Raw genomic sequence first — 23,453 nt, 5'->3', positions numbered from 1 at the left:
TTAGGAGATCACCATGCCTCAATACACTGCGCCATTGCGCGACATGCAGTTCGTGATGCACGAAGTGCTTGACGTCGTGCCAGCGCTGCGTGAACTGCCATCGCATGCCGATGTGGACGCCGATCTGATCAACCAGGTCTGCGAAGAAGCGGGGAAGTTCTGTGCCGAGGTGCTGTTTCCCATCAACCTGAGCGGGGATGGCGAGGGGTGCCACTACGATCCTTCGACCCATGCCGTCACCACCCCCAAGGGTTACAAGGACGCCTGGGTGAAATATGTGGATGCCGGCTGGCCGCTGCTGACGGCAGCGCCCGAATACGGTGGCCAGGGATTGCCGCATCTGGTTGGAAGCGCGGTACACGAAATGGAAAACGCAGCGAACCAGGCGTGGACCATGTACCCCGGGCTTACCCAGGGCGTTGTCGAATTGCTCTCCGTTCACGGAAGCAGGGAACAGAAGGATCTGTACCTCCCCAAGCTTGCGAGCGGACAATGGACCGGCACCATGTGTCTGACCGAACCCCATTGCGGCACGGATTTGGGACTGATCCGATCCAAGGCGGAGCCGCAGGACGGAGGAGCCTACACGCTGCACGGACAGAAGATCTTCATCTCCAGCGGCGAGCATGATCTGGCGGAAAACATCGTGCATATGGTGCTGGCCAAGCTGCCGGGTGCCCCTGAAGGTTCCAAGGGAATTTCGCTGTTCGTCGTGCCGAAAATCGTTCCTGACGATAAGGGAAATCTTGGGGCGCGCAATGGCATCTTCTGCTCGGGCATCGAGCATAAGATGGGCATTCACGGCAACTCCACCTGCCAGATGACGCTGGACGGCGCCATTGGTTGGCTGGTGGGTGAACCCAATAAGGGCTTGGCCGCGATGTTCGTGATGATGAATGGGGCACGCCTGGGTGTCGGTATGCAGTCGCTTGGGCTGACGGAAGTGGCTTATCAAAATGCGCTGGCCTACGCCAAGGATCGGCTGCAGATGCGTGCGCTCACCGGTCCGAAGGCGCCTGACAAACCCGCCGATCCGATCATCGTGCACCCCGACGTTCGGCGCGCCCTGCTGACCGCCCGCGCGTGGGCCGAGGGCGGGCGTTTTCTTGCCTATTGGGTTGCCCTGATGCTTGACCAGGCCCACTTGCATCCTGATGCGGAGGTGCGCAAAGACGCCGACGATCTCGTCGCGCTGCTCACGCCCATTGTCAAGGCGTTCATCACCGACAATGGTTTTGCTGCAGCCAACGAATGCCTGCAGGTGTTCGGCGGACACGGCTACATCCACGAATGGGGCATGGAGCAGTATGTGCGTGACGCACGCATCAATCTGATCTACGAAGGCACCAACGCCATTCAGGCGCTGGACCTGATTGGCCGAAAGGTGCTGATGGACAACGGAGCCAGGCTGAAAAAATTCGGCCGCGTCGTCCAGGATTTCATTGAAGCCGAAGGCGTCAACGAGGCCATGCAGGAATTCGTCAATCCGCTGGCAGATCTCGGTGACAAGGTGCAAAAGCTCACCATGGAACTGGGCCTCAAAGCCATGCAGAACCGCGAGGAAATTGGTGCCGCTGCAGTGCCCTACCTGCGCGTCGTCGGCCATCTGGTGTTCGCCTACGCGTTCGCGCGCATGGCCCTTGTGGCGCAGCAGAAAATCGCCGCTGGCAGCACGGATGCGTTCTACACGGCCAAGCTGCAGACGGCGCGTTTTTATTTCGCCCGCCTTTATCCTGAAACCGCCGCCGCAATACGCATGGCGCGCAGCGGCGCCCGATCCCTGATGGACACCGAGGCGGTGTTCGCGTGACCCATGCGTTGCATCGACTTTTCCCCCTATCCACCGAGCGAAGACCGACCATGACATCCCGATTCCCGATTCGCCAAGTTGCCGTTCTGGGCGCAGGTGTGATGGGCGCCCAGATTGCTGCCCACTGCATCAATGCGCGCGTGCCCGTCATCCTTTTCGACCTGCCCGCCAAGGAAGGGCCAAAGAACGCCATTGCCGAAAAGGCCGTGGCCAATCTCAAAAAGCTCAATCCCGCGCCTTTTGGCCTGAGCAACGAAGCCGCACTCATCCGCACCGCCAATTACGAGGACGATCTGGCGCTGCTTGCGAGCTGCGACTTGGTGATCGAGGCGATTGCCGAGCGCATGGACTGGAAGCATGACCTGTACAAAAAGGTCACGCCCCACCTGGCGGACCATGCGCTGTTTGCGACGAATACTTCGGGCCTGTCCATCACCGCCCTGAGCGAGGGGTTTGGAGCCGACCTGCGTGCGCGTTTTTGCGGTGTTCATTTTTTCAACCCGCCGCGCTACATGCCATTAGTCGAGCTCATTCCGACAAAGGCCACGAGGCCTGAGGTTCTCGATCAGCTTGAAACGTTCCTCACCACGACGCTTGGCAAGAGCGTCGTGCGCGCGATGGATACCCCGAACTTCGTTGCCAACCGTGTGGGTGTATTTTCGATCCTGGCCGTGATGCATGAGGCCGAGAAGTTCGGGCTTAGCTTCGATGTCGTGGACGACCTTACGGGCACCAAGCTGGGTCGCGCCAAAAGCGCGACGTTCCGAACTGCGGACGTAGTCGGCCTCGACACGATGGCCCACGTCATCAAGACGATGTTGGACACATTGCCAGCGGACAAGGATCCATTCGCTGCGCTCTATGCCACGCCGCCAGCGCTCAAAGCGCTGGTCGACAAGGGTGCGCTGGGGCAGAAGAGCGGTGCGGGCTTCTTCAAAAAGGTCGGCAAGGATATCCTGCGCTTCGATCCCAGCAGCGGCGACTATGTGGCAGGCGGCGGCAAAGCCGACGAGATTGTCGTGCGCATGTTGAAGAAGCCTGCTGCCGAGCGCTTCAAGCTGCTGCGTGAATCGACGAATCCGCAGGCACAGTTTCTGTGGAGTGTGTTCCGCGACGTTTGGCACTACATCGCTGTGCACCTGGGTACGGTGGCCGACAATGCGCGCGACCTCGACTTTGCCATTCGATGGGGTTTCGGCTGGAATGAGGGGCCGTTCGAGAGCTGGCAGGCAGGCGGGTGGAAGCAGGTCGCCGACTGGATCAGCGAAGACATTGCCGCGGGCAAGGCGTTATGCGCGACGCGGTTGCCAGACTGGGTGGGCAGCATCGACGCTGTGCATAAGCCTGAAGGTTCCTGGTCGGCGGCAGAGGGTCGCTACAAGGCGCGTCGCGAGTTGCTGGTCATGCGGCGCCAGCTGTTTCCGCAAAGCGTGCTGGGCGAGGCTGCAGCGGACCCGCGCAGCGCAGGCACCACGGTATTCGAGGACGAATCCATCCGCCTTTGGACGGCCCCGGGTGCAGACGATATGCTGCTGGCTAGCTTCAAGACCAAGATGAATACGCTCGGACCTGGCGTGATCGCCGGGCTGCACAAGGCGGTGGACGAGGCTGAGCAGCGCTTTGTCGGGCTTGTGGTGTGGCAGGCTGGCGAGGCATTTTCCGCAGGCGCCGATTTGCAAGCGATGCTGCCTGCTTTCATGGCCGGTGGCGCCAAGGCCATCGAGCCGGAGGAGAAAAAGCTTCAGGACGTTATGTTGCGCCTGCGCTACGCGCAGGTCCCGGTGGTCGCAGCGGTGCGCGGGCTGGCGCTCGGAGGGGGCTGCGAGCTTGCGGCCTACACCGCGCGGCGCGTCGCCGCCCTGGAGAGCTATCTGGGACTGGTGGAGGTGGGCGTAGGGCTGATTCCTGGAGGCGGCGGGCTGACTTACTTGGCCCGGCGCGCCAGCGAACTCTCGCGGGCTGGCGGTGCGGATGTGGACGTGCTGGCGTTCCTGAAGGCGCTTTACATGCAACCGGCAACCGCTGCGGTGTCCAAGTCCGCGATCGAGGCACGCCAGATGGGCTATCTCCAGCCGGACGACGTCATCGTGTTGCACAAGGACGAGCTGCTGCATGTGGCCATTTCGCAAGCCCGCGCGCTGGCTGATGCCGGATACCGTCCCCCCATGCCCGCGCGCATTACCGTGGAGGGGCGCAGCGGCATTGCAACCATCAAGAGCCAACTTGTGAACATGCGTGACGGTGCGCAGATCACACCGCATGATTTCCTGCTGGGCAGCATGATCGCCGAGGTGATGTGCGGCGGTGAGGTGGACGCGGGAAGCGTGGTGGATGAGCACTGGCTTATGCGCCTGGAGCGCGAGCGCTTTTGCGCGTTGCTCGATAACGCCAAGACGCAGGAACGCATCATGGGCATGCTGCAAACGGGCAAGCCGGTCCGCAACTGAACATCAACCAATATTCAGGAGATCCTTATGTCCCGCCAAGTGCAAGACGCATACATCGTCGCCGCCGCGCGCACGCCCATCGGCAAGTCGCATCGCGGTGTGTTTCGAAACACACGCCCGGACGATCTGCTGATCGCTGCCATCCATGCCGCGCTCAAGCAGGCGCCCGGTCTGGACCCGAAGGCCATTGAAGACGCCATCATCGGCTGCGCCATGCCCGAGGGCGAGCAGGGGCTCAATATGGCTCGCGTGGCTGCGCTTCTCGCCGGGCTGCCAAACAGTGTCGGGGGCGTGACCATCAACCGCTTTTGCGCCTCGGGTGTGACGGCCATTCAGATGGCGGCTGACCGCATCCGCGTGGGCGAGGCCGACGTGATGCTCGCAGGCGGCGCCGAGAGCATGAGCATGGTCCCGATGAGCGGCAACAAACCCTCCTTCAATCCCTTGGTCTTCGCGCGGGATGAGAACATCGGGATCGCCTATGGCATGGGGCTCACCGCAGAGAAAGTTGCCCAGCAGTGGAAGGTGACTCGCGAGCAGCAAGACGCTTTCGCGCTGCAGTCGCACCAGCGCGCGCTCGCGGCGTTTGCCGCAGGCGAGTTCAGCGATGAGATCATTCCCATCGACGTGGTGGACCGCGTGCCTGATTTGGCAGGAGGGAGTATCGTGGAGCGCCGCCACACTGTCAGCCTGGACGAAGGCCCGCGTGCCGACACGTCGCTGCAGGCGCTGGGGAAATTGCGCCCGGCCTTTGCTTCGCCCAAGGATCCGACAGGTAAGCCTTCAGGCATGGGCACTGTGACGGCTGGCAACAGCTCGCAGACTTCGGACGGCGCCGGGGCGCTCATTTTGGCCTCCGAGGCGGCTGTCAAGCGGTTTAACCTTCAGCCTCTGGCGCGCTTCGTCAGCTTTGCCGCGCGGGGCGTGCCGCCAGAGATCATGGGCATTGGCCCGATCGAGGCAATCCCTGCCGCGTTGAAGGCAGCCGGCCTCAAGCTTGAGGACATCGGCTGGATCGAACTCAATGAAGCTTTCGCGGCACAGTCGCTTGCGGTCATCAACACCTGTGGTCTGGACCCAGCCAAGGTCAACCCGCTTGGGGCGCCATCGCGCTCGGCCACCCACTGGGTGCAACAGGCGCCATCCGTGCGGCAACCACCATCTATGGCATGCGCCGGCGCCAGCTGAAGTACGGTATGGTGACGATGTGTGTGGGCACCGGGCAGGGCGCAGCTGGCATTTTTGAGCTGGTTTGATTGAGCCGATTCACACTGACTGCAAGCGGAGTCCACCATGTCCGAGATCCTCGCCCATGCCGAGCATGGCGTGCTGACCCTGACCTTCAACCGGATTGAGAAAAAGAACGCCCTCACCAGTCCGATGTACGCCCAGCTTGCCGACCATCTCATGGGGGCTGCCGACGATGCGCAAACGCGCGTGCTGGTCATCCAGGGCCAAGAAAACCTGTTTACAGCGGGCAACGACGTGAGTGAGTTCCTGCAGCGTCCGCCCGCTAGCCTGGAGGCACCCGTGTTCCGGTTTCTGCGTGCGATCGCCGACTTTCCCAGGCCGGTGATCGCTGCGGTATGCGGCCCGGCCGTCGGGATTGGCACGACACTTCTACTGCACTGCGATTTGGTCTACGCGGGCGACAACGCCCTGTTCTCGCTGCCCTTTGTCAATCTGGGTCTTTGCCCTGAGGCTGCCTCCAGCTTGCTGCTTCCCCTGCGTGTGGGCCACGCCGCTGCGGCTGAAAAGCTGCTGTTCGGCGAACCATTCGCGGCCGACGAGGCGCATGAAATGGGCTTGGTCAACCGTGTTTTGCCGCCGGCGGAGGTCAACGCCTACGCGCAGCAGCAGGCAGGCAAACTGGCCGCCAAGCCCATGGCTTCCCTCAGCGTCACCAAAGCCCTTTTGCGCAAGCCTCTGCGCGAGGCCGTGCATGCGGTGATCGTCGAGGAGGCGACCCACTTCGAGCGGATGCTCAAAGGGCCGGCTGCGAAAGAGGCGTTCGGCGCCTTTTTGGCCAAACGCAAGCCAGACTTCTCAGGGCTTTGATGCCTGCCGGGCGCTTGTGCCCTGGCTGTCAGATGCCACCTTCGTAGCCGCACTGCCGCCAAGCCTCGAACGCCACCACGGCGACCGCATTCGACAGGTTCAGGCTTCGCTGTCCCGGGCGCATGGGCAGGCGCAGCCGATGCTGCGGCGCGAAGTCCTCCAGTACAGCGGCTGGCAAGCCCGTGGTTTCGGCGCCGAACACGAACCAGTCACCGGGTTGGAAGCGCGCCTGGCCCAGCAGCGTGCCCGCGAACTTGGTGAAGGCGAACATCCGCGGCGTCCGGGGCCCGGAGCGTGCTTCGCTTAGCAGACTTGCCCAATCGCGATGCACGCGAAGGTCCGCATATTCGTGATAGTCGAGCCCTGCGCGCCGTAGTTGCTTGTCGTCCAACGAAAAACCAAGCGGCTCGATCAAATGCAAGCTGCATCCCGTGTTGGCCGCCAAGCGGATCACGTTTCCCGTATTGGGTGGGATTTCTGGATGCACCAGCACGATATGGAACATGGAGGCGTGGGCCGGTTGAGAAGCGCAGCGAGCACAAAGCGGTGAGAAGGCGGACAGCGCGCACGCAACGCGACCCAAGCCAGCCTGTATATGCGATGCCGCTCCCCGCTCCTTTGCTAAAGCGCGTACACAAGGGTGCGCGCAACAGCAGCGACGCTGGGTTACCCTATTTTCGCGAAAGGCCCCCGTCGTTGCGGGCAGTCAAGCGAGCGCATCTGCCAAACTCAAACTATATTGCGCAGCAGCCCTGTTTTTTGACATCCCCCCGACCCGGAGGATGGGAATTCCTACGGCGCTCATCCCGGCTTCGAGCCGGAATGAGTCGCTTCGGCGGGTTCCTGCTGCTGGCGGCATTGCTGCACCACTCACTTCACAGGCGAACCGGACGTGTCCCGCCCTTCATTGCAGGATAAATATACAGCATCCAGCGAACCAGCCGCAAGCCCCACAAGGATGCCTGTGGCATCCGCGCTATCCTTCTCCGCCCTGAGCGGCGTGGCTTGTCGCGCGCCGGGTCAAACCCATGTCCACGCCCCCTAAAGCCCACGTCGGCACAGACCCCTCAAGGATCAGCGCAATCCGTGATCGCCTTGCGCGCCGACCGGCGCCGTTTATTTGGCTGGAGGCAGCTCGCCGAATGGCCGAGCGCTTACCGCTTCTGCGCCTTCAGCCTGAGGTGGTGTTGGACATCGGCTGCGCCTGGGGGGAGGGCCTTCGTTTGTTGCGCACACAATACGGTCGCGCACAAATCGTCGGTGTAGAGCCGTCACACCAGCTTGGTTCCGTGGCGCGCGGGGCCCACGCACCGCAACGCTGGTTGCGTGCGCTGCGTGGTCAAGGTGCAACGACGGTGATCGCGGCACCCTTGGAGGCAGGCGCAAATGCCCAAACGCGGCTGCCCGCAGCGCAGATGCTGTGGTCCAACCTTGCTTTGCCGTGGGCTGAAGATTTGGATGCCTTGATTGCCGCTTGGCAAGGCGCCTTGTTGCCCGACGGTGTCTTGATGTTTACAACGTTCGGCCCGGACACGCTGCGAGAGTTGCGGCAACCCGAGGTGCAGCGCTTGGGCATCGCACCGCCCGTCTACCCGGACATGCACGACCTGGGCGATATGCTGCTGCACCATGGGTTTGCCGAGCCTGTGATGGATATGGAGATGCTGCATCTGCGCTACCCCAGTCCACAGGCCGCCCTGACCGAACTGGCTGAGTTGGGCCGGCCTGCTCACCAAGCGATCACAGCCGGCCTGCGCACGCCGCGCAAATGGCGCGCGCTGTGCGACGTGCTCGCGCGGCAAGCCCAATTGGCAGGGGCTGCGGAGATCGAACTCAGCTTTGAGTTGGTCTACGGCCACGCCTTCAAGCCGGCGACACGCCCCGCGCAAGCCGGCGTGGCCAGTTTTTCCGTGGAGCAGTTGCGCGCGACCGGACGAAGGCGCTGAGGGCTGAGTCCGTCGATCACGCGACCCATTGGTGGTGTATGGCGCGGCGGGCGGGGCCCATTGCGCTGCCGTCAACACCGGGAAGTTCCCGAGTGCGAAATTCTGCCGCGCTGGCATGATGGGAAAGCGTCCCGGCGCAAGGCTCGCGCCTGTTGTCTTCAAGGACTGTGGCATTCGAAGAACGCCTCACAGGGTGGGCCGTGTTGATTGTGAGCAAAATCAGTGCAAATGACGTGGGACGGTCAACCCGGGGCCAAGCCCATCTCTATAATTTGCGACTAATACGTTTGCGACGGGCTTGTGTTGAGCTGGGTCAAGACCAGGAAGGTTCTTGCCGCATCGTGCACGATATCGAGACGAGGAACGAGGCGACCGACATGGCAGCGCAGCTGTTGGACACTTTTGATTTCGGCCTGCTGGGCAAGCCCTCCGAGCAGGACGGGATGATGGTGTGGCTGTTCAGGCGCAACTGTTCGATCAGTCCGCGGCAGCTGCTGGCGTTTTTCATCTCGCTATCCGTGGTTTCGATGCTGGTGGCGCTGATGTGCTGGGTTGGGGGCGCGACGCTGGTGACGCCGTTCACGGTGTTGGAGTTGGTGGCCATGGGCGCGGCGCTTCTGGTGTATGCGCGCCACGCCGGGGATCGGGAGCGGGTGAGCATTTCAGCGCATTTGCTGGTGGTGGAGTGGGAGAATGCGGGTGCCGTGGAGCGGGTGGAGTTCAACCCGCGATGGACACGCATTGTGGTCAATGGGAACGGCTTGGTCGAGATTTCAGGCGGGGGCAAGCGGGCGTTTGTCGGACGCTACACCCGTGGGGAGCGGCGCGAGAAGCTGGCGCGGGATTTGCGGCGGGCATTGCTGGCGGCGTGAGGCGAGCGGCAAGAATCATTTTCAATAAGGTGACATTCGCGATGAAACTGAAGCACTATGTGACGGCGGCCTCGGCCTTGTTTGTTTGCACGGCGTTTGCCGACCAGAGTCTGCCGGGGGGGCCGCAGGTCAACGGCATTGATTTTCAGCATCCGGTGACGAGCATTGCGCGCGACCAGCGCGATCTGAACTACATGGTGATGCTGATTTGTCTGGGGATCGGCATTTTGGTGTTTGGGGTGATGTTTTATTCGGTGTTCAAGCACCGCAAGTCCAAGGGGGCGGTGGCGTCGCAGTTTCACGAGAGCACGACGGTGGAGATTGTGTGGACGGTGGTGCCGCTGCTCATTGTGATTGCCATGGTGATTCCGGCGACGAAGACGGTGGTGGCGCAGCAGAACGTGTCGGACTCGTACATGACGGTGAAGGTCACGGGTTATCAGTGGAAGTGGGGATACGACTACGTGGACGGTCCGGGCAAGGGCATTGCCTTTTACTCGACGTTGACCACGCCGATGTCGGAGATTTACGGCAGCGCGCCCAAGCCGGACAATTATTTGCTGCAGGTTGATCATCCGCTGGTGGTGCCGGTGGACAAGAAGATCCGGATTCTGACCACGTCGATGGACGTTTTGCACGGTTGGTACGTGCCGTCGTTCGGGGTGCAGATGGATGCCATCCCGGGGTTCATCCGTGAAACCTGGTTCAAGGCTGATCAGGTGGGTACCTATTACGGCCAGTGCGCGCAGGTTTGCGGCAAGGGTCACGCCTTCATGCCCATTGTGGTCAAGGTCATGTCGCAGCCCGATTACGACAATTGGGTCAAAACCGAGCAGGCCACGCTGAAGAAGGATGGCGGCGCCCTGGCCCCTTCCGGAGCGACGAGCTGATCGCCACCAAGCTTCGACCAAAACTTACTAAAAAATATTTTCTGACGCATTTTTGCTAGGAGTGCACGATGAGCGCAGTGCTTGATCCAGTTCATGCCCCAGCCCATGGCGGGGACCATGCCCATGACCATCCCCACGGATGGCGCCGATGGTTGTTTTCGACCAACCACAAGGACATCGGCACCATGTATTTGGTGTTCGCCCTGTTCATGCTGTTTGAGGGCGGCATCCTTGCCATGCTGATCCGTGCGGAACTGTTCAAGCCCGGCATCCAGTTTCTCAATCCCCAGCTCTATCTGTCGATCAGCACGATGCACGGCATCATGATGATCTTCGGCTCGGTGATGCCCGCCATGGTGGGTTTCGCCAACTGGATGATCCCGCTGCAGGTCGGTGCTCCCGACATGGCATTCCCGCGCATGAACAACCTGAGCTTCTGGATGCTGATTCCCGCGGCCATCCTGCTCACGGCATCGTTCTTCGTCCCCGGCGGCGCGCCTGACGTGGGCTGGACGCTGTATGCGCCGCTGACGATCCAGCAAGGCATGGGCATGGATCTGGTGATCTTCGCCGTGCACCTCATGGGCGCATCGTCCATCATGGGCTCGATCAATATCATTGTCACGATTCTGAACATGCGCGCTCCCGGCATGTCGTTGATGAAGATGCCGCTGTTCGCGTGGACATGGCTGATCACGGCCTATTTGCTGATCGCCATCATGCCCGTGTTGGCCGGCGCCGTGACCATGACCCTGACCGACCGTCATTTTGGTACGAGCTTCTTCAATGCTGCCGGCGGTGGTGACCCGGTGCTGTACCAGCATCTGTTCTGGTTCTTCGGTCATCCTGAGGTTTACGTGATGATCCTGCCGGCATTCGGCATCGTCAGCTCCGTGGTGCCCACCTTTGCGCGCAAGCCGCTATTCGGCTACAGCTCGATGGTGTACGCCTCGGCGTCCATTGCCATTTTGTCGTTCATCGTGTGGGCGCACCACATGTTTACCGCCGGCATGCCTGTCACCGGACAGCTGTTCTTCATGTATGCCACCATGCTCATTGCGGTTCCGACCGGCGTGAAGGTGTTCAACTGGGTCGCCACGATGTGGCGCGGATCGCTGTCCTTTGAAACGCCCATGCTCTGGGCAATCGGTTTCATCTTTGTCTTCACCTTTGGCGGTTTCTCGGGTCTGGTGCTGGCCATGGCCCCGATTGATACACAGGTCCATAACACCTACTACGTGATCGCCCACTTCCACTACGTGCTCGTGGCCGGTTCCCTGTTTGCCATTTTCATGGGCTTCTACTACTGGAGTCCCAAGTGGTCGGGGGTGATGTACAACGAACGTGCGGGTAAGATTCATTTCTGGGCGTCGATGATCACCTTTAATGTGACCTTCTTTCCTCAGCATTTCCTCGGCCTTGCGGGTATGGTGCGCCGCTATGCCGACTATCCAGTGCAGTTCACCGACTTCAACATGATCTCGTCGATCGGGGCCTTTGGCTTTGGTCTGTCCCAAGCGTATTTCCTCTTTGCCGTGGTGATTCCGATGTTCCGTGGTCATGGGGCGAAAGCTCCTCAGCGTCCCTGGGAGGGCGCGCACGGGCTGGAATGGGAGATTCCGTCTCCGGCGCCCTTTCACACCTTCGAAACGCCGCCGAAGCTCGACGCGACAGCCACCAAGGTTCTGGGATACTGAAGTCCGTGGCAGCCCATCGAATCAGCCCGGAAAAGCGCCGCCAGAATCTCCGCCTGGCCTTGATCATGGCCAGCATTGCGGCGGCCCTTTTCCTGGGCTTTATCGTGAAGTGGAGGTATCTCTGATGCGCCAAGCCGCGGCCGCCGTGTTCAGGCCCTTGGCGCACGCATGAGACGGGCCGTATCGTGAGATCTTTTTTCCGTGCATTCAAGACGATCGCCTGGGCCTTTCTGGGCATTCGCAAGTCGAAGGACAGGGAAAAGGATTTCGAGCACCTGAACATTATTCATATCATCATTGCTGGCTTGCTTTCCGCAGCTTTATTCATCGGCCTGCTCATGGCCATCATTCACTGGATCGTTCCGACAGCTCATTCATAAAGACGAGGAAGACACAATATGTCAACATCTGCACAACACACGGGTTATTTTGTGCCTGGCCCGTCGCCTTTCCCGGTGCTTGCAGCAACCGGTCTCGTGATGATGGCTTTCGGCGCGGGATTCTGGTTCAACGGCGTGCCACATGCAGAGTGGCTGCTTCTCGCCGGGTTCATCTGGCTTGTGGTGACGATGTACAGGTGGTTCGGCAAGGCCATTTCCGAGAGTGAAGGAGGGATGCACAACTTCGCTGTGGACACGTCGTTCCGCTGGAGCATGAGCTGGTTCATCTTCTCCGAGGTGATGTTCTTTGCCTCGTTTTTTGGCGCGCTCTACTACGCGCGCGTCTATGCGCTTCCGGATCTGGCGGCCCTGCACAGCCAGATTCTGTGGCCTCATTTCCAAGGTACGTGGCCGAGTGTCGGCCCGGCAGGGCTGATCGCGCCCGTCAAGGCGATGGATCCCTGGCCGATTCCGACCATCAATACGGCACTGCTGCTGAGCTCGGGTCTGACCCTGACGATCTCCCACCACGCCCTTCGTGCCAACCATCGCTCAAAGGCGATCTTCTGGCTTGCGTCGACGATCGCCCTGGGCGTGCTCTTCCTATTCCTGCAGGCTTACGAATACCATCATGCCTACACGGAACTCGGGTTGAAGCTCACATCCGGCATCTACGGTTCCACCTTTTTCATGCTGACCGGATTCCATGGTTTTCACGTGTTTCTCGGTGCCACCATGCTGTCGGTCGTGCTGTTCCGTTTGATTCGTGGTGATTTCACGGCTGAGCACCACTTTGCGTTTGAAGGCGCTGCGTGGTACTGGCACTTTGTCGACGTGGTCTGGTTGTTGCTCTATGTACTGGTCTATTGGCTGTGACGAGTCCCTCTGTCGCAAAGAAAAAACGCCGCTCAGCGGCGTTTTTTCTTCAGGTGTTTTCTCGTCAGGCGGGCCGAGCCTTAGTGGTAAAGCGGGCTGCGGCCTCAGCCCGGATCAACGCGGCGTGATGGGAATGCCCGTCGGATGGATCCACCCCATCTTGTAGCTGAAGAGGATGAAGACGAACAGCAAAATCGAGAACCCGATTCTGAAGGTCAGGGCGTTCACGGCCCGGTTGGTCTTGCCTTTGTCTTTCATCACGAAATACAGCCCTGAGAACAGGCTGGCGAGGATGAGGACGAAAGCGATGATGACGATGATGTCCAAACTTGACTCCTAGCTTTGCAAATACTGATGCCTGTTTCGATTGTCCCACCAACACGGCCCAAAGGGGCGCAGCCGCTTCTGGGGCCCGGGAAATGGTGACCCTGGCCCTGGCGCTGGCCCTGATCGTGGCAACGGCCCTGCTTGGCCGTTGGCAATTGGGGCGTGCGGCGTACAAGAAGGCACTGACCGTGCGCATTGCCGAGCGCATGCGCGGCAGCCCTGTCGTGCAAGGGGCTCAGCCGCTGGATTTCAAGGCCAACGAATGGCGGCATGTCGTTGTGCGCGGCGAATACGCGACACCATGGACCATTTACCTTCAAAATCGCCAATACAACGAGCAACCAGGTTTCTGGGTGCTGACTCCGCTGCGCATTGCGAACAGTCAAACATATGTGATGGTCATGCGCGGCTGGGTGCCGCGAAATTTTGATGCCATTGACCTGTTGCCAAAAATCGCAACACCGCAGGGTGTCACGCCGGTCGAAGGGCGGATCGCGCCAGCGCCATCGCAATGGTTTTCCTTCGCGCAGGATCCGCCAGACGCCGTCATCCGCCAAAATGTGCAGCTTGCCCAGTTCGCCGCCTATCGCCACATTCATCTGCTTCCCTATGTCATTCAGGAAATGGGCAGTCAGCACGATGGCCTGGTCCGGAACTGGCCGCAGCCCAATGTGGGCATCAACACAAATTACGGCTACGCCTTTCAGTGGTTCTCGATGACGGCATTGGGGCTGGGCCTGACGATTTATTTCCTGGGCAAGCGCATCCGCGGGCATTCGAGAACCGCTTCCGCACCGGAGTCGCATACGTGAATCCAACCCCCTCCGTCGCAGACAGCAAACGTCCAAAGCCCAAGCGCAGCATGTGGGTGTTCTGGATGATCGTGCTGGTCACGGCTGGACCGTTCGTCGCGAGCACATTCTTTTTCTATGTGGTCAAACCCGAGGGCAAGCCGTCCTACGGTCAGTTGATTCAGCCACAGCGGCCCGTCCCAGCGCTGCAACTCACCACGCTGAGCGGCAGGGCTGTTGATCTGCGCAAGTACAACGGGTATTGGCTGATGATCGTTGCCGGGCCCGCCGCTTGCGACAAGGCCTGCCAGACCCTGCTGTTCGACATTCGGCAATTCTTTCTGGCCGCTGGCGATGATCGCTACCGCGTCGCCCGCGTGTGGCTTGTCACCGACTCCGGCCCCGTGAATCCCGGTGTGTTCGAGCCGGCCGAAGGCACCGTCATCCTGCGCGCCCAACCCGAGCAACTCAAGCAGTGGCTACCGCTTGCTCCGGGTGAGGCCCTCGAGGGGCCGATTTGGCTGGTCGACCCCCTCGGCAATTTGATGATGCAATTTCCGTCCAACCCGGATCCGCTAAAAACGCTGGCGGTATTCAAAAAGCTGCTCTATAACACAGCCGGGTGGAAAGCCAAGCATCTGGAGCCCCTTCCATGAGCGCAACCCTCAGTACCATGACCAACCTGTCCACCGCTGTGCCCACGGTCTGGTCCTTTTCCCTGCACTGGCTGCAGGCTGGCATGTGGGTGGCGGGACTCGTGCTCATCCTCTGGGCGGGGTTCCGAATGCGCTGGCCCAAGCTGGTGGCGCTGCTCGTTTTCCTCACCATGGATCTGGTCATGTTTGGCGCATTCGTGCGCCTTACGGACTCGGGCCTTGGCTGTCCCGACTGGCCGGGGTGCTATGCGCACTTCACACCGGCGCAGGCACACCACCAGATCAGCGAGGCCGTTGTTGAGCAAGGCGGGACCCAGGGCAATGTCAGTCCGTTCAAGGCATGGGTGGAGATGATCCATCGTTACATTGCCACCATCATCGGCGCACTGATCGTCGCCATGGCGGTGCGTGCGGCCTGGGGACGCAGGCACGGCAAGCGCATCGCGCTCGGGCTGCCTCTGGTGCTGCTTGGATGGGTGATCCTTCAGGGCCTGTTTGGTGCATGGACCGTGACCCTTTTGCTCAAACCCCTGATCGTCACCTTGCACCTCATGGGCGGTGTGATCCTGTTGATGCTGGCCGTGTGGTTCTGGATGCGCAACCGTGATGATCTCCCCAAGGTGCCAGTCACCCGGCTGGCACAGCTATTGACCTGGGCCGCGATGTTGACCATGCTCTGGCAGGTGTTCCTCGGCGGGTGGGTCAGCACCAACTACGCCGCCTTGGCCTGCACGGGATTTCCCACCTGCAACGGAAGCTTCCATCCGGACGCGAACTGGGCGCAAGGTTTCACGTTCTGGCGCAATCTGGGCGAGAATCCGGACGGCTCGGCCATCGCCCTTCAGGCCCTGGTCGCGATCCAGTGGGGGCACCGGATTTTTGCGGGCATCACCCTGATCACGGTCCTGGCTGCGATGGCGCTGCTTGGCCGGTATCGGGCCCTGCGCAAGCTTGCCGCGTGGATTTCGGCTCTGATGCTGGTGCAGATCGGCCTTGGCGCGAGCGTCGTGGTTTTTGCGCATCCGCTGGCGCTCGCCGTTGCCCATAATGGTGTTGCCGCGCTGCTGATGCTCCTGCTGACCATCGCGGTCTATCGCGCCAGCGGCACCAGATCGAGGGAAGTCGTGATGAACGAGACCTCGGTCGATTTTGTCAACATTCAACGCGTTCACGCCAAGCCATGAAGACCACCAGCCTCCCACGCCCGCCCGGCATGATGCGATCCCTGGAGCAGTTCTACGCGCTGACCAAACCACGGGTTGTGCAACTCATCGTGTTCTGCGCCGTCATCGGCATGTTTCTGGCCAAGCCAGGCCTCCCCGAATGGCGTCCGCTGGTGTTCGGCACTCTGGGCATCTGGCTGGTGGCCAGTGCCGCCGCGGCGTTCAACTGCTTGGTCGAGCAAAAGATCGATGCTGTCATGCGCCGCACCGCATGGCGTCCGTCCGCGACGGGCGAGCTCGGCGCCACGTCGATCATTGGTTTCTCCGGGTTGCTTTGCGCCGCAGGCATGCTTGTGCTGTATACGCAGGTCAATCCACTCACGATGTGGTTGACCTTTGGCACCTTCATCGGTTACGCCGTCGTCTACACGGTGTTGCTCAAACCTGCCACGCCGCAGAACATCGTCATCGGCGGTGCCTCAGGCGCCATGCCACCCGTGCTGGGGTGGGCCGCCATGACGGGGCAGGTATCGGCCCAGGCCCTGATCCTCTTTCTCATCATTTTCTTGTGGACCCCACCACACTTCTGGGCCTTGGCCCTGTACCGCACCGAGGACTACCGCAAATCAGGCCTGCCCATGCTGCCCGTCACGCACGGGTCCGAGTACACCCGGTTGCAGGCACTGCTTTACACGCTGCTGCTGACAGCGGTCAGCCTGATGCCCTTTGCCGTGCACATGAGCGGTATCGTGTATGTGGTTGCGGCCGTCGTGCTCGATGCAATTTTCATTGCGTACGCTTGGGAGCTGAAGCAGCGGTATAGCGACATGCTCGCACGCAAGATGTTCCGGTATTCGATTGTTTACCTCTCCCTGCTGTTTGCCGCGATGCTGGTCGATCACTATCTGAAGTATTGAGCCAGCATGGGCGCGGCCCGTACGCATGGTCGCCGCATTGCGGCGGCTGCAGCGGCCCGGGGCGCATGCCTTCCACGTTGATGCGTTGTGGGCCGTGAGTTACGTCGGGCGATTTGCTCCATCCCCAACAGGTGCACTGCACCGGGGTTCGTTGGCGGCAGCGCTGGCCTCCTGGCTCGACGCAAGGGCGCACGACGGTCAGTGGGTGGTGCGCATCGAGGACATCGACGCGCAGCGTTGCAAGCCGGGTGCCGATGCCGAGATCCTTCGGCAGCTCGCCGGCTGCGGGCTTGTACCGGATGGACCCGTGTGGTGGCAGTCCCAGCGCACCACGGCCTACGACGCTGCGCTGGAGAACCTGCTTGCCGGCCGGCAGGCCTACCCCTGTGCGTGCTCCCGCACGGACATTGAAGGGACCCTGCGTGGGCAGGGCCATGAAATCCAGCCCTTGGGCGAGCGCGTTTATCCCGGAACCTGCCGAGCAGGCCTCGCTGGACGCAAGGCGCGAGCGTGGCGGCTGCGCTTGCCCGATGCCGACCAGTGCCTTGTGCGGTGGGTGGATGCTCGTTTGGGGGAACGGCTCGAACAGGTTGACAGGATCACCGGCGATTTCGTGCTCAAGAGGGCGGATGGTCTGTGGGCTTACCAGCTTGCCGTGGTGGTCGATGATGCGGCGCAGGGCGTCAACCACGTCGTACGCGGCGAAGATCTTGCCGCGTCAACGGCCAGGCAAATCCTGCTGCAACGCGCGCTGCGCTTGCCCACGCCATCGTATTTGCACGTTGCGCTTGTGCGCGATGGGCATGGACGCAAGCTTTCCAAGCAGGATGGCGCGCAGCCTTTCGTGCCCGGGTACCAGGCCATATGTGCAGCCGCGACGCATCTCGGCCTCAGGCCTGCGGGGAAGACGCTGGGCGAGCTTTTGCAATCGTCGGTTGCGCAATGGCGCCAAGGCCGCCGACAGTCGCCGCGCGCGAGCCTCGGCGACGATTTACTTCGTTGAAGGCTTGCCGCCGAGAAGGGCAGCGACTTTACGACGTTGGCGGATGTTCGACGACATGGCGCCACGGGCTGGCAGACTGGTGCTGTCTTCCCAAGCCGGTTTGGCGTCCGGATCCGCTTCGTAGGGTTTGTCGAACCATGGATCACGCGCGGCCGTGCGGGGACTGCTGCCATGACGTCCAGGCGCAGTCGTGGAGGTGACGACAGTCCCGCGCTCCGCAGGTGCCGGGCGCCGGCTGGAGCGCGGCTCCAGCGCTAGGGTGCGCACTTCAATTCCGCGCTTGATGAGCTTTTCGATATCGCCGAGCGACCGGCTGTCGCGTTCCGTGGCCAGCGTGATTGCGAGGCCCGACGCCCCTGCGCGGCCCGTGCGCCCAATGCGGTGCACATAGTCCTCGGCGCTGAATGGCACGTCGTAATTGATCACACCTGGTAACTCGACAATGTCCAAACCTCGAGCCGCCACATCCGTTGCAACAAGCACTTCGACCTCGTTGCGCTTGAACGCGTCCAGCGTGGCCAAGCGCTCCGCCTGAGACTTGTCGCCGTGCATCGCCTGCGCCTTGAGCCCATCGCGCTCGAGGATGCGCGCCAATCTGCTCGCACCCAATCGGCTGTTGACGAAGACGAGGGTCTGCTTGAGATCATGCTCGCGCAGCAGCTGCAGGAGTGCGGCGTGCTTGCTGTCTTCGGTGACCTTGTAGACCAACTGCTCGACATTCGTGGCCGTCGCATTGGGTCGTGCCACCTCCACCAACACCGGATCCTGCAGATAGCTTTGCGCCAGGCGCTTGATTTCTCCCGAGAAGGTAGCCGAGAACAGCAACGTCGTGCGTTGCTTGGGCAAATAGGCCAAGATGCGCTGCAAGTCGGGCAGGAAGCCAATGTCCAACATGCGATCGGCTTCGTCCAGGACAACGAACTGCACCTGCGAAAGGTTGACTGTCTTGGCTTCCAGATGATCGAGCAGCCGTCCTGGGGTTGCCACCAGCAGTTCCACGCCCAGCCGCAACGCCGCCGTCTGTGGCGCCATGTCCATGCCCCCGAACACGCACGTGCTGCGTAACGGCGTGTGCCGTGCATAGGCCTGGATGTTGGTGAAAACCTGGTCGGCCAGTTCACGCGTGGGAGCCAGCACCAACGCACGCACCGGGTGGCGGGCCGGAGAGACACTGGTGGAGGCCAATGGCAGGAGCTTTTGGAGGATGGGCAGCGAAAACGCCGCCGTTTTGCCGGTACCGGTCTGCGCTGCACCCATGACATCGCGCCCTGACAGTACGATGGGGATGGCTCGCTGTTGAATCGGCGTGAGCGTTTCGTACCCCATGTCGGCAACAGCTTTGAGAAGCCGCGCGTCCAGTCCCAGATCGCTGTAGCGCTGAATGGGCTCGATGGCGGCGTCAAAAGCTGGAGATTGGGTGTTCATCAAGTGTGATTACTTTCAGGATAAAGCCGAATTATGCGCCCGAGTCCCCAGAGGCGTGAGCACCGGCGACGTTCAGCGATCGTGCAGTGCTGTCTGACCCGCTGCGCGACAAGCTGCGTCCTTGCGATCCGGGGGGCTTGTAGCGCACCGGGTCAAAGCGAACACCTTTCCCACGCAATTGATCCACCTTGCTCTGCAATTCGGGATCCATGGGCTCCTCCAGCAGGTTGAGGCCAGGTCCGTAGAAGACAACGTGCGCCTCGCGCTTGGGCCTCCAGTCCTTGATGCCATTTTCGCTATTGGCGATGTTGTTCAACTTGAACCCCCAGATCCCCGGGGTCGGGACTTGTGATGGGTACGACCATCCGTTCGACAGGGCGCGTGATGAATGGTGGGCTTGACGTAATCCGCCCGCGCTGCAGGCGCGCGGCCCAGGGCGAGCGCGCACACGGCTTCGGAAGCGACCATGCCAAGACGGGGTTTGGTTGACTGCAGCATGAGAATCTCCTGATCGCGGTGTGGGCAGGCATCGCAGTGTCGAAGCGCACCCCTGGACCTCGTGGCGCATTCACGATCGCGCTAGGGCACACGACTCCTCCATGTTCGTCGCGTCGCACCCAAAATCCAGACGCCGATGCGAGACAATCATGGTGGTGTCGCGCCGACCCCATCAACATGCCAGGCGTCAGCAGGCAAGGTGATCAGCCGCCGCCACGCTGCGTGGCGCGATCAAAGGCTTGTTGAACGCCCTCGCGCGCATTGCGGCCCAGTCCTTGATAGGAAAGGTGCAAATGCAGTTGCGGCAGACGCAGGGCGCCAATCCGGCGCTCGGGCAACACTGTCCAGCGCAGCGCGAAGATGCCGCCGTCGAACCGTGCTCGCAGTGCTTCGCAGCTGCGTCGATCTCAATGCGGGCGCCAGGCAGAGCCGCCGGGAGCCAGAGAAGAAGTTCGCTCACGCTGCATGTCATCACGCGCTCGAAAGGCTGGCTCAGATCCTGGACAAACATGGTTTTTCATCGCAAAAGGGACGGCAGGGGCGCCAGTCCCGGGATCGTCTGGTCTGGCGAAGCCGGCAGGCGCTCTGGCGTGAGGCCGCCGCGGTTGCACCACGCGACGCGAAACCCATAAGCCTTGGCACACCATGCGTCCCAGCCGTTGGAGGAAACGAAGAGCATGCGATGGGCAGGCAGTTCGAAGGCGTCCACCGCAAGTTGGTACACCCCAGGGTGGGGCTTGAACGTCCGCACGCGGTCGACCGACAAGACGGCAGACAACAGGGCCTCGAGTCCGGCATGCTGCACGGCCGCAGCGAGCATCGGTGCACTGCCATTGGACAAAATGCCCAAGCGCTTGCCGCTTTGCTGCAGACGATGCAGTGTGTCTGCAACATCGGGAAATGGATCGGGTGTGAGATACGCGTGCATCAAATCGGCATGCAAGTTCGTATCCACGAGGCCAAGACTGTCCATCGCGAAGTCGAGTGCATCGGACGTCACCGTCTGGAAATCGGCCCATTGGCCGCTCAGTGCGCGCAGCCAGGTGTATTGCAATTGCTTGTCGCGCCAGAGCTGCGCCAGCGCGGTCCAGCGCTCCCCGAGGTGCGCGGCATGACGGCGCGCGGCGCTGGCCGTGTCGAACAGCGTGCCATAGGCGTCAAAGACGACGGCGTCAATCGAGATCAATTCTGGACGCATTGCAAACTCCTGGTTTCTGGCCGAGAAGGCCTGCGCGTAAATTTCCCCACGCAGGCGGGGACCATGATTTGACTGCACGATCAGGCCGCCCAAGCGTAAGGCTGGAACGCCGGGTCGACTTCAGTGTGCATCAAGTGATTCGAGAAGTTGCTTATAGATAAGGCCCAATAAAATATGAACTTTCGGAAAGTTTCTTGATCCATTGATGATGGAAAAAGAAAACGCAAGAAAGCAAACACTCGAGCAACTTCACGAGCGGCGCAAGCAAGTCGTGAGGTTGCACAAGCGGGGCGTCAAGATCATGCAGATCGTGGACATGACGGGGCTGAGTTACCCGCCGGTTCGAGCGGCCATCGACTTGTACGAGGCCGGCGGCTGGAGCGCCATCCGACCGACTCGGCGGGGACGCGCCAGAGGCGACGGTCGGGTGCTCAGTCAAGCGCAAGAAGAGACGATCCAGCGCCTGATCATTGACACGCGTCCCGAGCAACTCAAGATGGACTTTCACCTGTGGAGCCGCGCTGCAGTGATGCAGCTCATTGAACAGGAGTTCGACATCAAACTGCAGGTGCGCAGCGTTGGAAAGTACCTCACCCGCTGGGGCTTTACGCCGCAAAAGCCCATCAAGCGAGCCTATGAGCAAAGCCCTGCGGCGGTGCAGGCTTGGCTGGAGGGGGAATACCCCGCCATTGAGCAGCGCGCCAGGGCTGAGGGCGGGGAAATTCACTGGGGAGACGAAACCGCGCTGGTCAACACGGACGTGCGCGGCAGAAGCTTTGCCCCTGCGGGCAAAACCCCCGTGGCGATGGCGGTGGGCGGCACGCGCCAGAAGCTCTCGATGATCGCCACGGTGACCAACCAGGGCAAGACCCGCTGGATGATCATCGACGAGGCGTTTGATGCCGACAAGTTGATTGAGTTCTTGCAGGCGTTGATCCAGGATGCGGGCAGGAAGGTGTTCCTGATTCTGGACAACCTGAGGGTGCATCACAGCAAGTTGGTGAAGGCGTGGGTGGCCTTGCATCACGCTCAGATCGAGCTGTTTTACCTGCCCAGCTACAGCCCCCAACTCAACCCTGAGGAGAGGCTCAACGCCGATCTCAAACAGGAAATGGGCAAACGCGTGCCGGTGCGAACCAAGGCCAAGTTACGCGAAGCTGCCAACGACCACATGGCGAGGCTGGAACAAAACCCGCAGCGTGTGATGAGCTACTTCCAGGACCGGCATGTTCGCTACGCAGCTTAATACTTCACAGGGCCGGAGCAATAGGGTCTTCACCGCCAAGGCAAGCACGATTTCCAAGGCATGACGATCGGAGTAGCCCGCAACACGAAAGGCTTGCAAATGCGCGCGGGTCGGGCTGCCGCGGCTTTCAACCATGATGTGCGCAAATGCTGACAGCGCCGCCAGTTTGGCAGCGGGAATGGCGGTACCCGTGCGCACGGCTTGGAGGACGGCGGCCGGGACCTTGGACAGCCTTTCCGCAATCCTGCTGTGCGCCGCCATGCAGTAAGTGCACCCATGGAAGCGGCTGATGGTGAGGAACACAACCTCTTGTTCGGCTGGGGTGAAGCCGCCATGTTCGCGGAAACGCTCGTAGCCAAGGAGATACGTTTCGAGCAGCCCCGGGGAATTGACCATATTGGCATACATCGTCGGGACGAACTCTAAGCGCGCCTTGGCGGTTTCGAGCATTTCGCGGGCCTTGCCCTGCGTCGACTCCACGGTGTGGGACGGAAGGTTTAACGTTGCGACCGGCGATGTCATGGCATGTCCTTGGTCATTGCGTTTCATGGCGCGGGTTGGACCTGTGGAAAACACAGGCTGGAATATTATGGAACGAATGTTCCGTAATTGTGAAAAAAATTAGCGCTCAGCGATATTGCGTGCGAAGCGCCGAGCCGTCTCACGTACCACTGCAGGGGGTAATCCGGTTTTTTGCAAAGTACGCAGACCGGCGATGGCGCCGATGATTTCGGCGGCAATGCCGGCCGGGCTCTCCTGATGCGGCTGCGCACGCTCGACCAATTTCGCAATGTTCTTGGCCATGCGTGCGAAGCCCGAGCGCACCGCCTGGGCTGCTCCGTCGTCCGCACCCCGCAACTCATTCACGCTGTTGATCAGCAAACAGCCTCTGCCATCGTTGTTGCGACGCGCGATGTCTAGAAAAATACCCTCGAGCGCTTCGTGCAGAGAGCGGCCTCGAAATGCCTGATCCAACTCCACAATCTGGCGATCGACGTAACGGTCGATCGCCAGCCGCAGGATGTCATTTTTGTTGCCAAAGCTGCTGTACAGCGATGAACGCGCCAGCCCCGTGGCCTGAAGCACGTCGTCAACGCTGGTTGCGCCCAACCCGCCTTGCCAGAATGCGCCGACTGCGGCATCGATGACGGTGTCTTGATCAAAGGTTCGGGGTCTCGGCATGAGTCATCGTTCCTCTTCTGAACAATATAGAACAAAATAGTGGAGATCTTTGCCGATGCTTGGAATTGGGG

23 protein-coding genes and 1 pseudogene are annotated in these 23,453 nt (G+C 61.1%); 17 read left to right on the top strand and 7 right to left on the bottom strand.

Going from position 1 to position 23,453, the window contains the following annotated elements:
- Window positions 1–13: 13 nt before the first annotated feature.
- From CD04_RS0110645 to CD04_RS0110630, 4 genes and pseudogenes are all read left to right on the top strand, one after another.
- Window positions 14–1,810, top strand: a complete 1,797-nt coding sequence (locus CD04_RS0110645; RefSeq protein WP_031406610.1) for an acyl-CoA dehydrogenase C-terminal domain-containing protein — start codon at window positions 14–16, stop codon at window positions 1,808–1,810.
- A gap of 50 nt (window positions 1,811–1,860) precedes the next feature.
- Window positions 1,861–4,257, top strand: coding sequence for a 3-hydroxyacyl-CoA dehydrogenase/enoyl-CoA hydratase family protein (locus CD04_RS0110640; RefSeq protein WP_031406609.1), 2,397 nt, complete (start codon window positions 1,861–1,863; stop codon window positions 4,255–4,257).
- 27 nt (window positions 4,258–4,284) lie between these two features.
- Window positions 4,285–5,513: pseudogene (locus CD04_RS21710) on the top strand (acetyl-CoA C-acyltransferase).
- A 37-nt stretch (window positions 5,514–5,550) separates the two neighbouring features.
- Window positions 5,551–6,315, top strand: coding sequence for an enoyl-CoA hydratase (locus tag CD04_RS0110630; protein WP_031406608.1), 765 nt, complete (start codon window positions 5,551–5,553; stop codon window positions 6,313–6,315).
- A gap of 28 nt (window positions 6,316–6,343) precedes the next feature.
- Here the strand turns inward: CD04_RS0110630 and CD04_RS0110625 are convergent, their stop codons facing one another.
- The gene (locus CD04_RS0110625) at window positions 6,344–6,820 is read right to left on the bottom strand and encodes a tRNA (cytidine(34)-2'-O)-methyltransferase (protein WP_031406606.1); all 477 of its coding nucleotides are present in this window, start codon (window positions 6,818–6,820) and stop codon (window positions 6,344–6,346) included.
- 637 nt (window positions 6,821–7,457) lie between these two features.
- Here CD04_RS0110625 and CD04_RS0110620 point away from each other — a divergent pair.
- The 7 genes from CD04_RS0110620 to CD04_RS0110590 all read left to right on the top strand — a co-directional run bounded on the left by CD04_RS0110620 (window position 7,458) and on the right by CD04_RS0110590 (window position 12,976).
- Window positions 7,458–8,261, top strand: coding sequence for a methyltransferase domain-containing protein (locus CD04_RS0110620; RefSeq protein ID WP_197033076.1), 804 nt, complete (start codon window positions 7,458–7,460; stop codon window positions 8,259–8,261).
- A 377-nt stretch (window positions 8,262–8,638) separates the two neighbouring features.
- Window positions 8,639–9,133: a DUF2244 domain-containing protein gene (locus CD04_RS0110615; protein WP_081858003.1), complete on the top strand. Its 495-nt coding sequence runs from the start codon at window positions 8,639–8,641 to the stop codon at window positions 9,131–9,133.
- A 41-nt stretch (window positions 9,134–9,174) separates the two neighbouring features.
- Window positions 9,175–10,023, top strand: coding sequence for a cytochrome c oxidase subunit II (coxB, locus tag CD04_RS0110610; RefSeq protein WP_038167428.1), 849 nt, complete (start codon window positions 9,175–9,177; stop codon window positions 10,021–10,023).
- Between the two features lie 68 nt (window positions 10,024–10,091).
- The gene (ctaD, locus tag CD04_RS0110605; protein WP_031406599.1) at window positions 10,092–11,720 is read left to right on the top strand and encodes a cytochrome c oxidase subunit I; all 1,629 of its coding nucleotides are present in this window, start codon (window positions 10,092–10,094) and stop codon (window positions 11,718–11,720) included.
- A 5-nt stretch (window positions 11,721–11,725) separates the two neighbouring features.
- Window positions 11,726–11,845 carry a cytochrome oxidase small assembly protein gene (locus CD04_RS24550; RefSeq protein ID WP_231480534.1) on the top strand — a complete coding sequence of 40 codons (120 nt, stop codon included), beginning with the start codon at window positions 11,726–11,728 and terminating at the stop codon, window positions 11,843–11,845.
- A gap of 60 nt (window positions 11,846–11,905) precedes the next feature.
- Window positions 11,906–12,100 (top strand): DUF2970 domain-containing protein, encoded by a 195-nt coding sequence (locus CD04_RS0110595; protein ID WP_031406596.1) that lies wholly within the window; start codon window positions 11,906–11,908, stop codon window positions 12,098–12,100.
- Window positions 12,101–12,118: 18 nt separating this feature from the next.
- Entirely contained in the window at window positions 12,119–12,976 is an 858-nt protein-coding gene (locus tag CD04_RS0110590) for a cytochrome c oxidase subunit 3 (protein ID WP_031406594.1), read from the top strand.
- A gap of 114 nt (window positions 12,977–13,090) precedes the next feature.
- On the opposite strand, the gene CD04_RS0110585 is transcribed toward CD04_RS0110590, so the two are convergent.
- Window positions 13,091–13,303 carry a twin transmembrane helix small protein gene (locus CD04_RS0110585; protein WP_031406592.1) on the bottom strand — a complete coding sequence of 71 codons (213 nt, stop codon included), beginning with the start codon at window positions 13,301–13,303 and terminating at the stop codon, window positions 13,091–13,093.
- Window positions 13,304–13,395: 92 nt separating this feature from the next.
- On the opposite strand from CD04_RS0110585, the gene CD04_RS0110580 reads away from it, so the two are divergent.
- The 5 genes from CD04_RS0110580 to gluQRS are packed head-to-tail and all read left to right on the top strand — an operon-like array spanning window position 13,396 to window position 17,833.
- Window positions 13,396–14,115, top strand: a complete 720-nt coding sequence (locus tag CD04_RS0110580; protein ID WP_031406591.1) for an SURF1 family protein — start codon at window positions 13,396–13,398, stop codon at window positions 14,113–14,115.
- Window positions 14,112–14,750 carry a hypothetical protein gene (locus tag CD04_RS0110575; RefSeq protein ID WP_038167729.1) on the top strand — a complete coding sequence of 213 codons (639 nt, stop codon included), beginning with the start codon at window positions 14,112–14,114 and terminating at the stop codon, window positions 14,748–14,750. The genes CD04_RS0110580 and CD04_RS0110575 overlap by 4 nt, the downstream gene beginning before the upstream one ends.
- Window positions 14,747–15,934: a heme A synthase gene (locus CD04_RS0110570; RefSeq protein WP_231480533.1), complete on the top strand. Its 1,188-nt coding sequence runs from the start codon at window positions 14,747–14,749 to the stop codon at window positions 15,932–15,934. The genes CD04_RS0110575 and CD04_RS0110570 overlap by 4 nt, the downstream gene beginning before the upstream one ends.
- Window positions 15,931–16,830, top strand: a complete 900-nt coding sequence (gene cyoE, locus CD04_RS0110565; protein ID WP_031406584.1) for a heme o synthase — start codon at window positions 15,931–15,933, stop codon at window positions 16,828–16,830. Before CD04_RS0110570 ends, cyoE begins: the two co-directional genes overlap by 4 nt.
- A gap of 25 nt (window positions 16,831–16,855) precedes the next feature.
- Entirely contained in the window at window positions 16,856–17,833 is a 978-nt protein-coding gene (gene gluQRS, locus CD04_RS0110560; RefSeq protein ID WP_051849097.1) for a tRNA glutamyl-Q(34) synthetase GluQRS, read from the top strand.
- On the opposite strand, the gene CD04_RS0110555 is transcribed toward gluQRS, so the two are convergent.
- From CD04_RS0110555 to CD04_RS0110540, 3 genes are all read right to left on the bottom strand, one after another.
- Window positions 17,822–19,258, bottom strand: coding sequence for a DEAD/DEAH box helicase (locus tag CD04_RS0110555; protein ID WP_031406580.1), 1,437 nt, complete (start codon window positions 19,256–19,258; stop codon window positions 17,822–17,824). The genes gluQRS and CD04_RS0110555 overlap by 12 nt on opposite strands.
- A gap of 31 nt (window positions 19,259–19,289) precedes the next feature.
- Complete coding sequence (locus CD04_RS0110550) at window positions 19,290–19,574, bottom strand: hypothetical protein (RefSeq protein WP_031406578.1); 285 nt, start codon at window positions 19,572–19,574, stop codon at window positions 19,290–19,292.
- Between the two features lie 699 nt (window positions 19,575–20,273).
- Complete coding sequence (locus CD04_RS0110540; RefSeq protein WP_031406574.1) at window positions 20,274–20,954, bottom strand: haloacid dehalogenase type II; 681 nt, start codon at window positions 20,952–20,954, stop codon at window positions 20,274–20,276.
- Between the two features lie 208 nt (window positions 20,955–21,162).
- Here CD04_RS0110540 and CD04_RS0110530 point away from each other — a divergent pair, with 208 nt between their 5' ends.
- Complete coding sequence (locus CD04_RS0110530; protein WP_031406572.1) at window positions 21,163–22,200, top strand: IS630 family transposase; 1,038 nt, start codon at window positions 21,163–21,165, stop codon at window positions 22,198–22,200.
- Here CD04_RS0110530 and CD04_RS0110525 read toward each other — a convergent pair.
- Together CD04_RS0110525 and CD04_RS0110520 are read right to left on the bottom strand one after the other, a co-directional pair.
- Window positions 22,102–22,650: a carboxymuconolactone decarboxylase family protein gene (locus CD04_RS0110525; protein WP_197033075.1), complete on the bottom strand. Its 549-nt coding sequence runs from the start codon at window positions 22,648–22,650 to the stop codon at window positions 22,102–22,104. The two genes, CD04_RS0110530 and CD04_RS0110525, sit on opposite strands and share 99 nt — an antisense overlap.
- Before the next feature lie 171 nt (window positions 22,651–22,821).
- Complete coding sequence (locus tag CD04_RS0110520) at window positions 22,822–23,382, bottom strand: TetR/AcrR family transcriptional regulator (RefSeq protein ID WP_031406568.1); 561 nt, start codon at window positions 23,380–23,382, stop codon at window positions 22,822–22,824.
- Window positions 23,383–23,453 lie beyond the last annotated feature (71 nt).

Origin of the sequence: Thiomonas sp. FB-Cd, assembly GCF_000733775.1 — a bacterium.
Lineage (GTDB): Bacteria > Pseudomonadota > Gammaproteobacteria > Burkholderiales > Burkholderiaceae_C > Thiomonas_A.
Note: the sequence above shows the minus strand (reverse complement) of the source record. Positions and strands in the feature narration are given on the sequence as shown.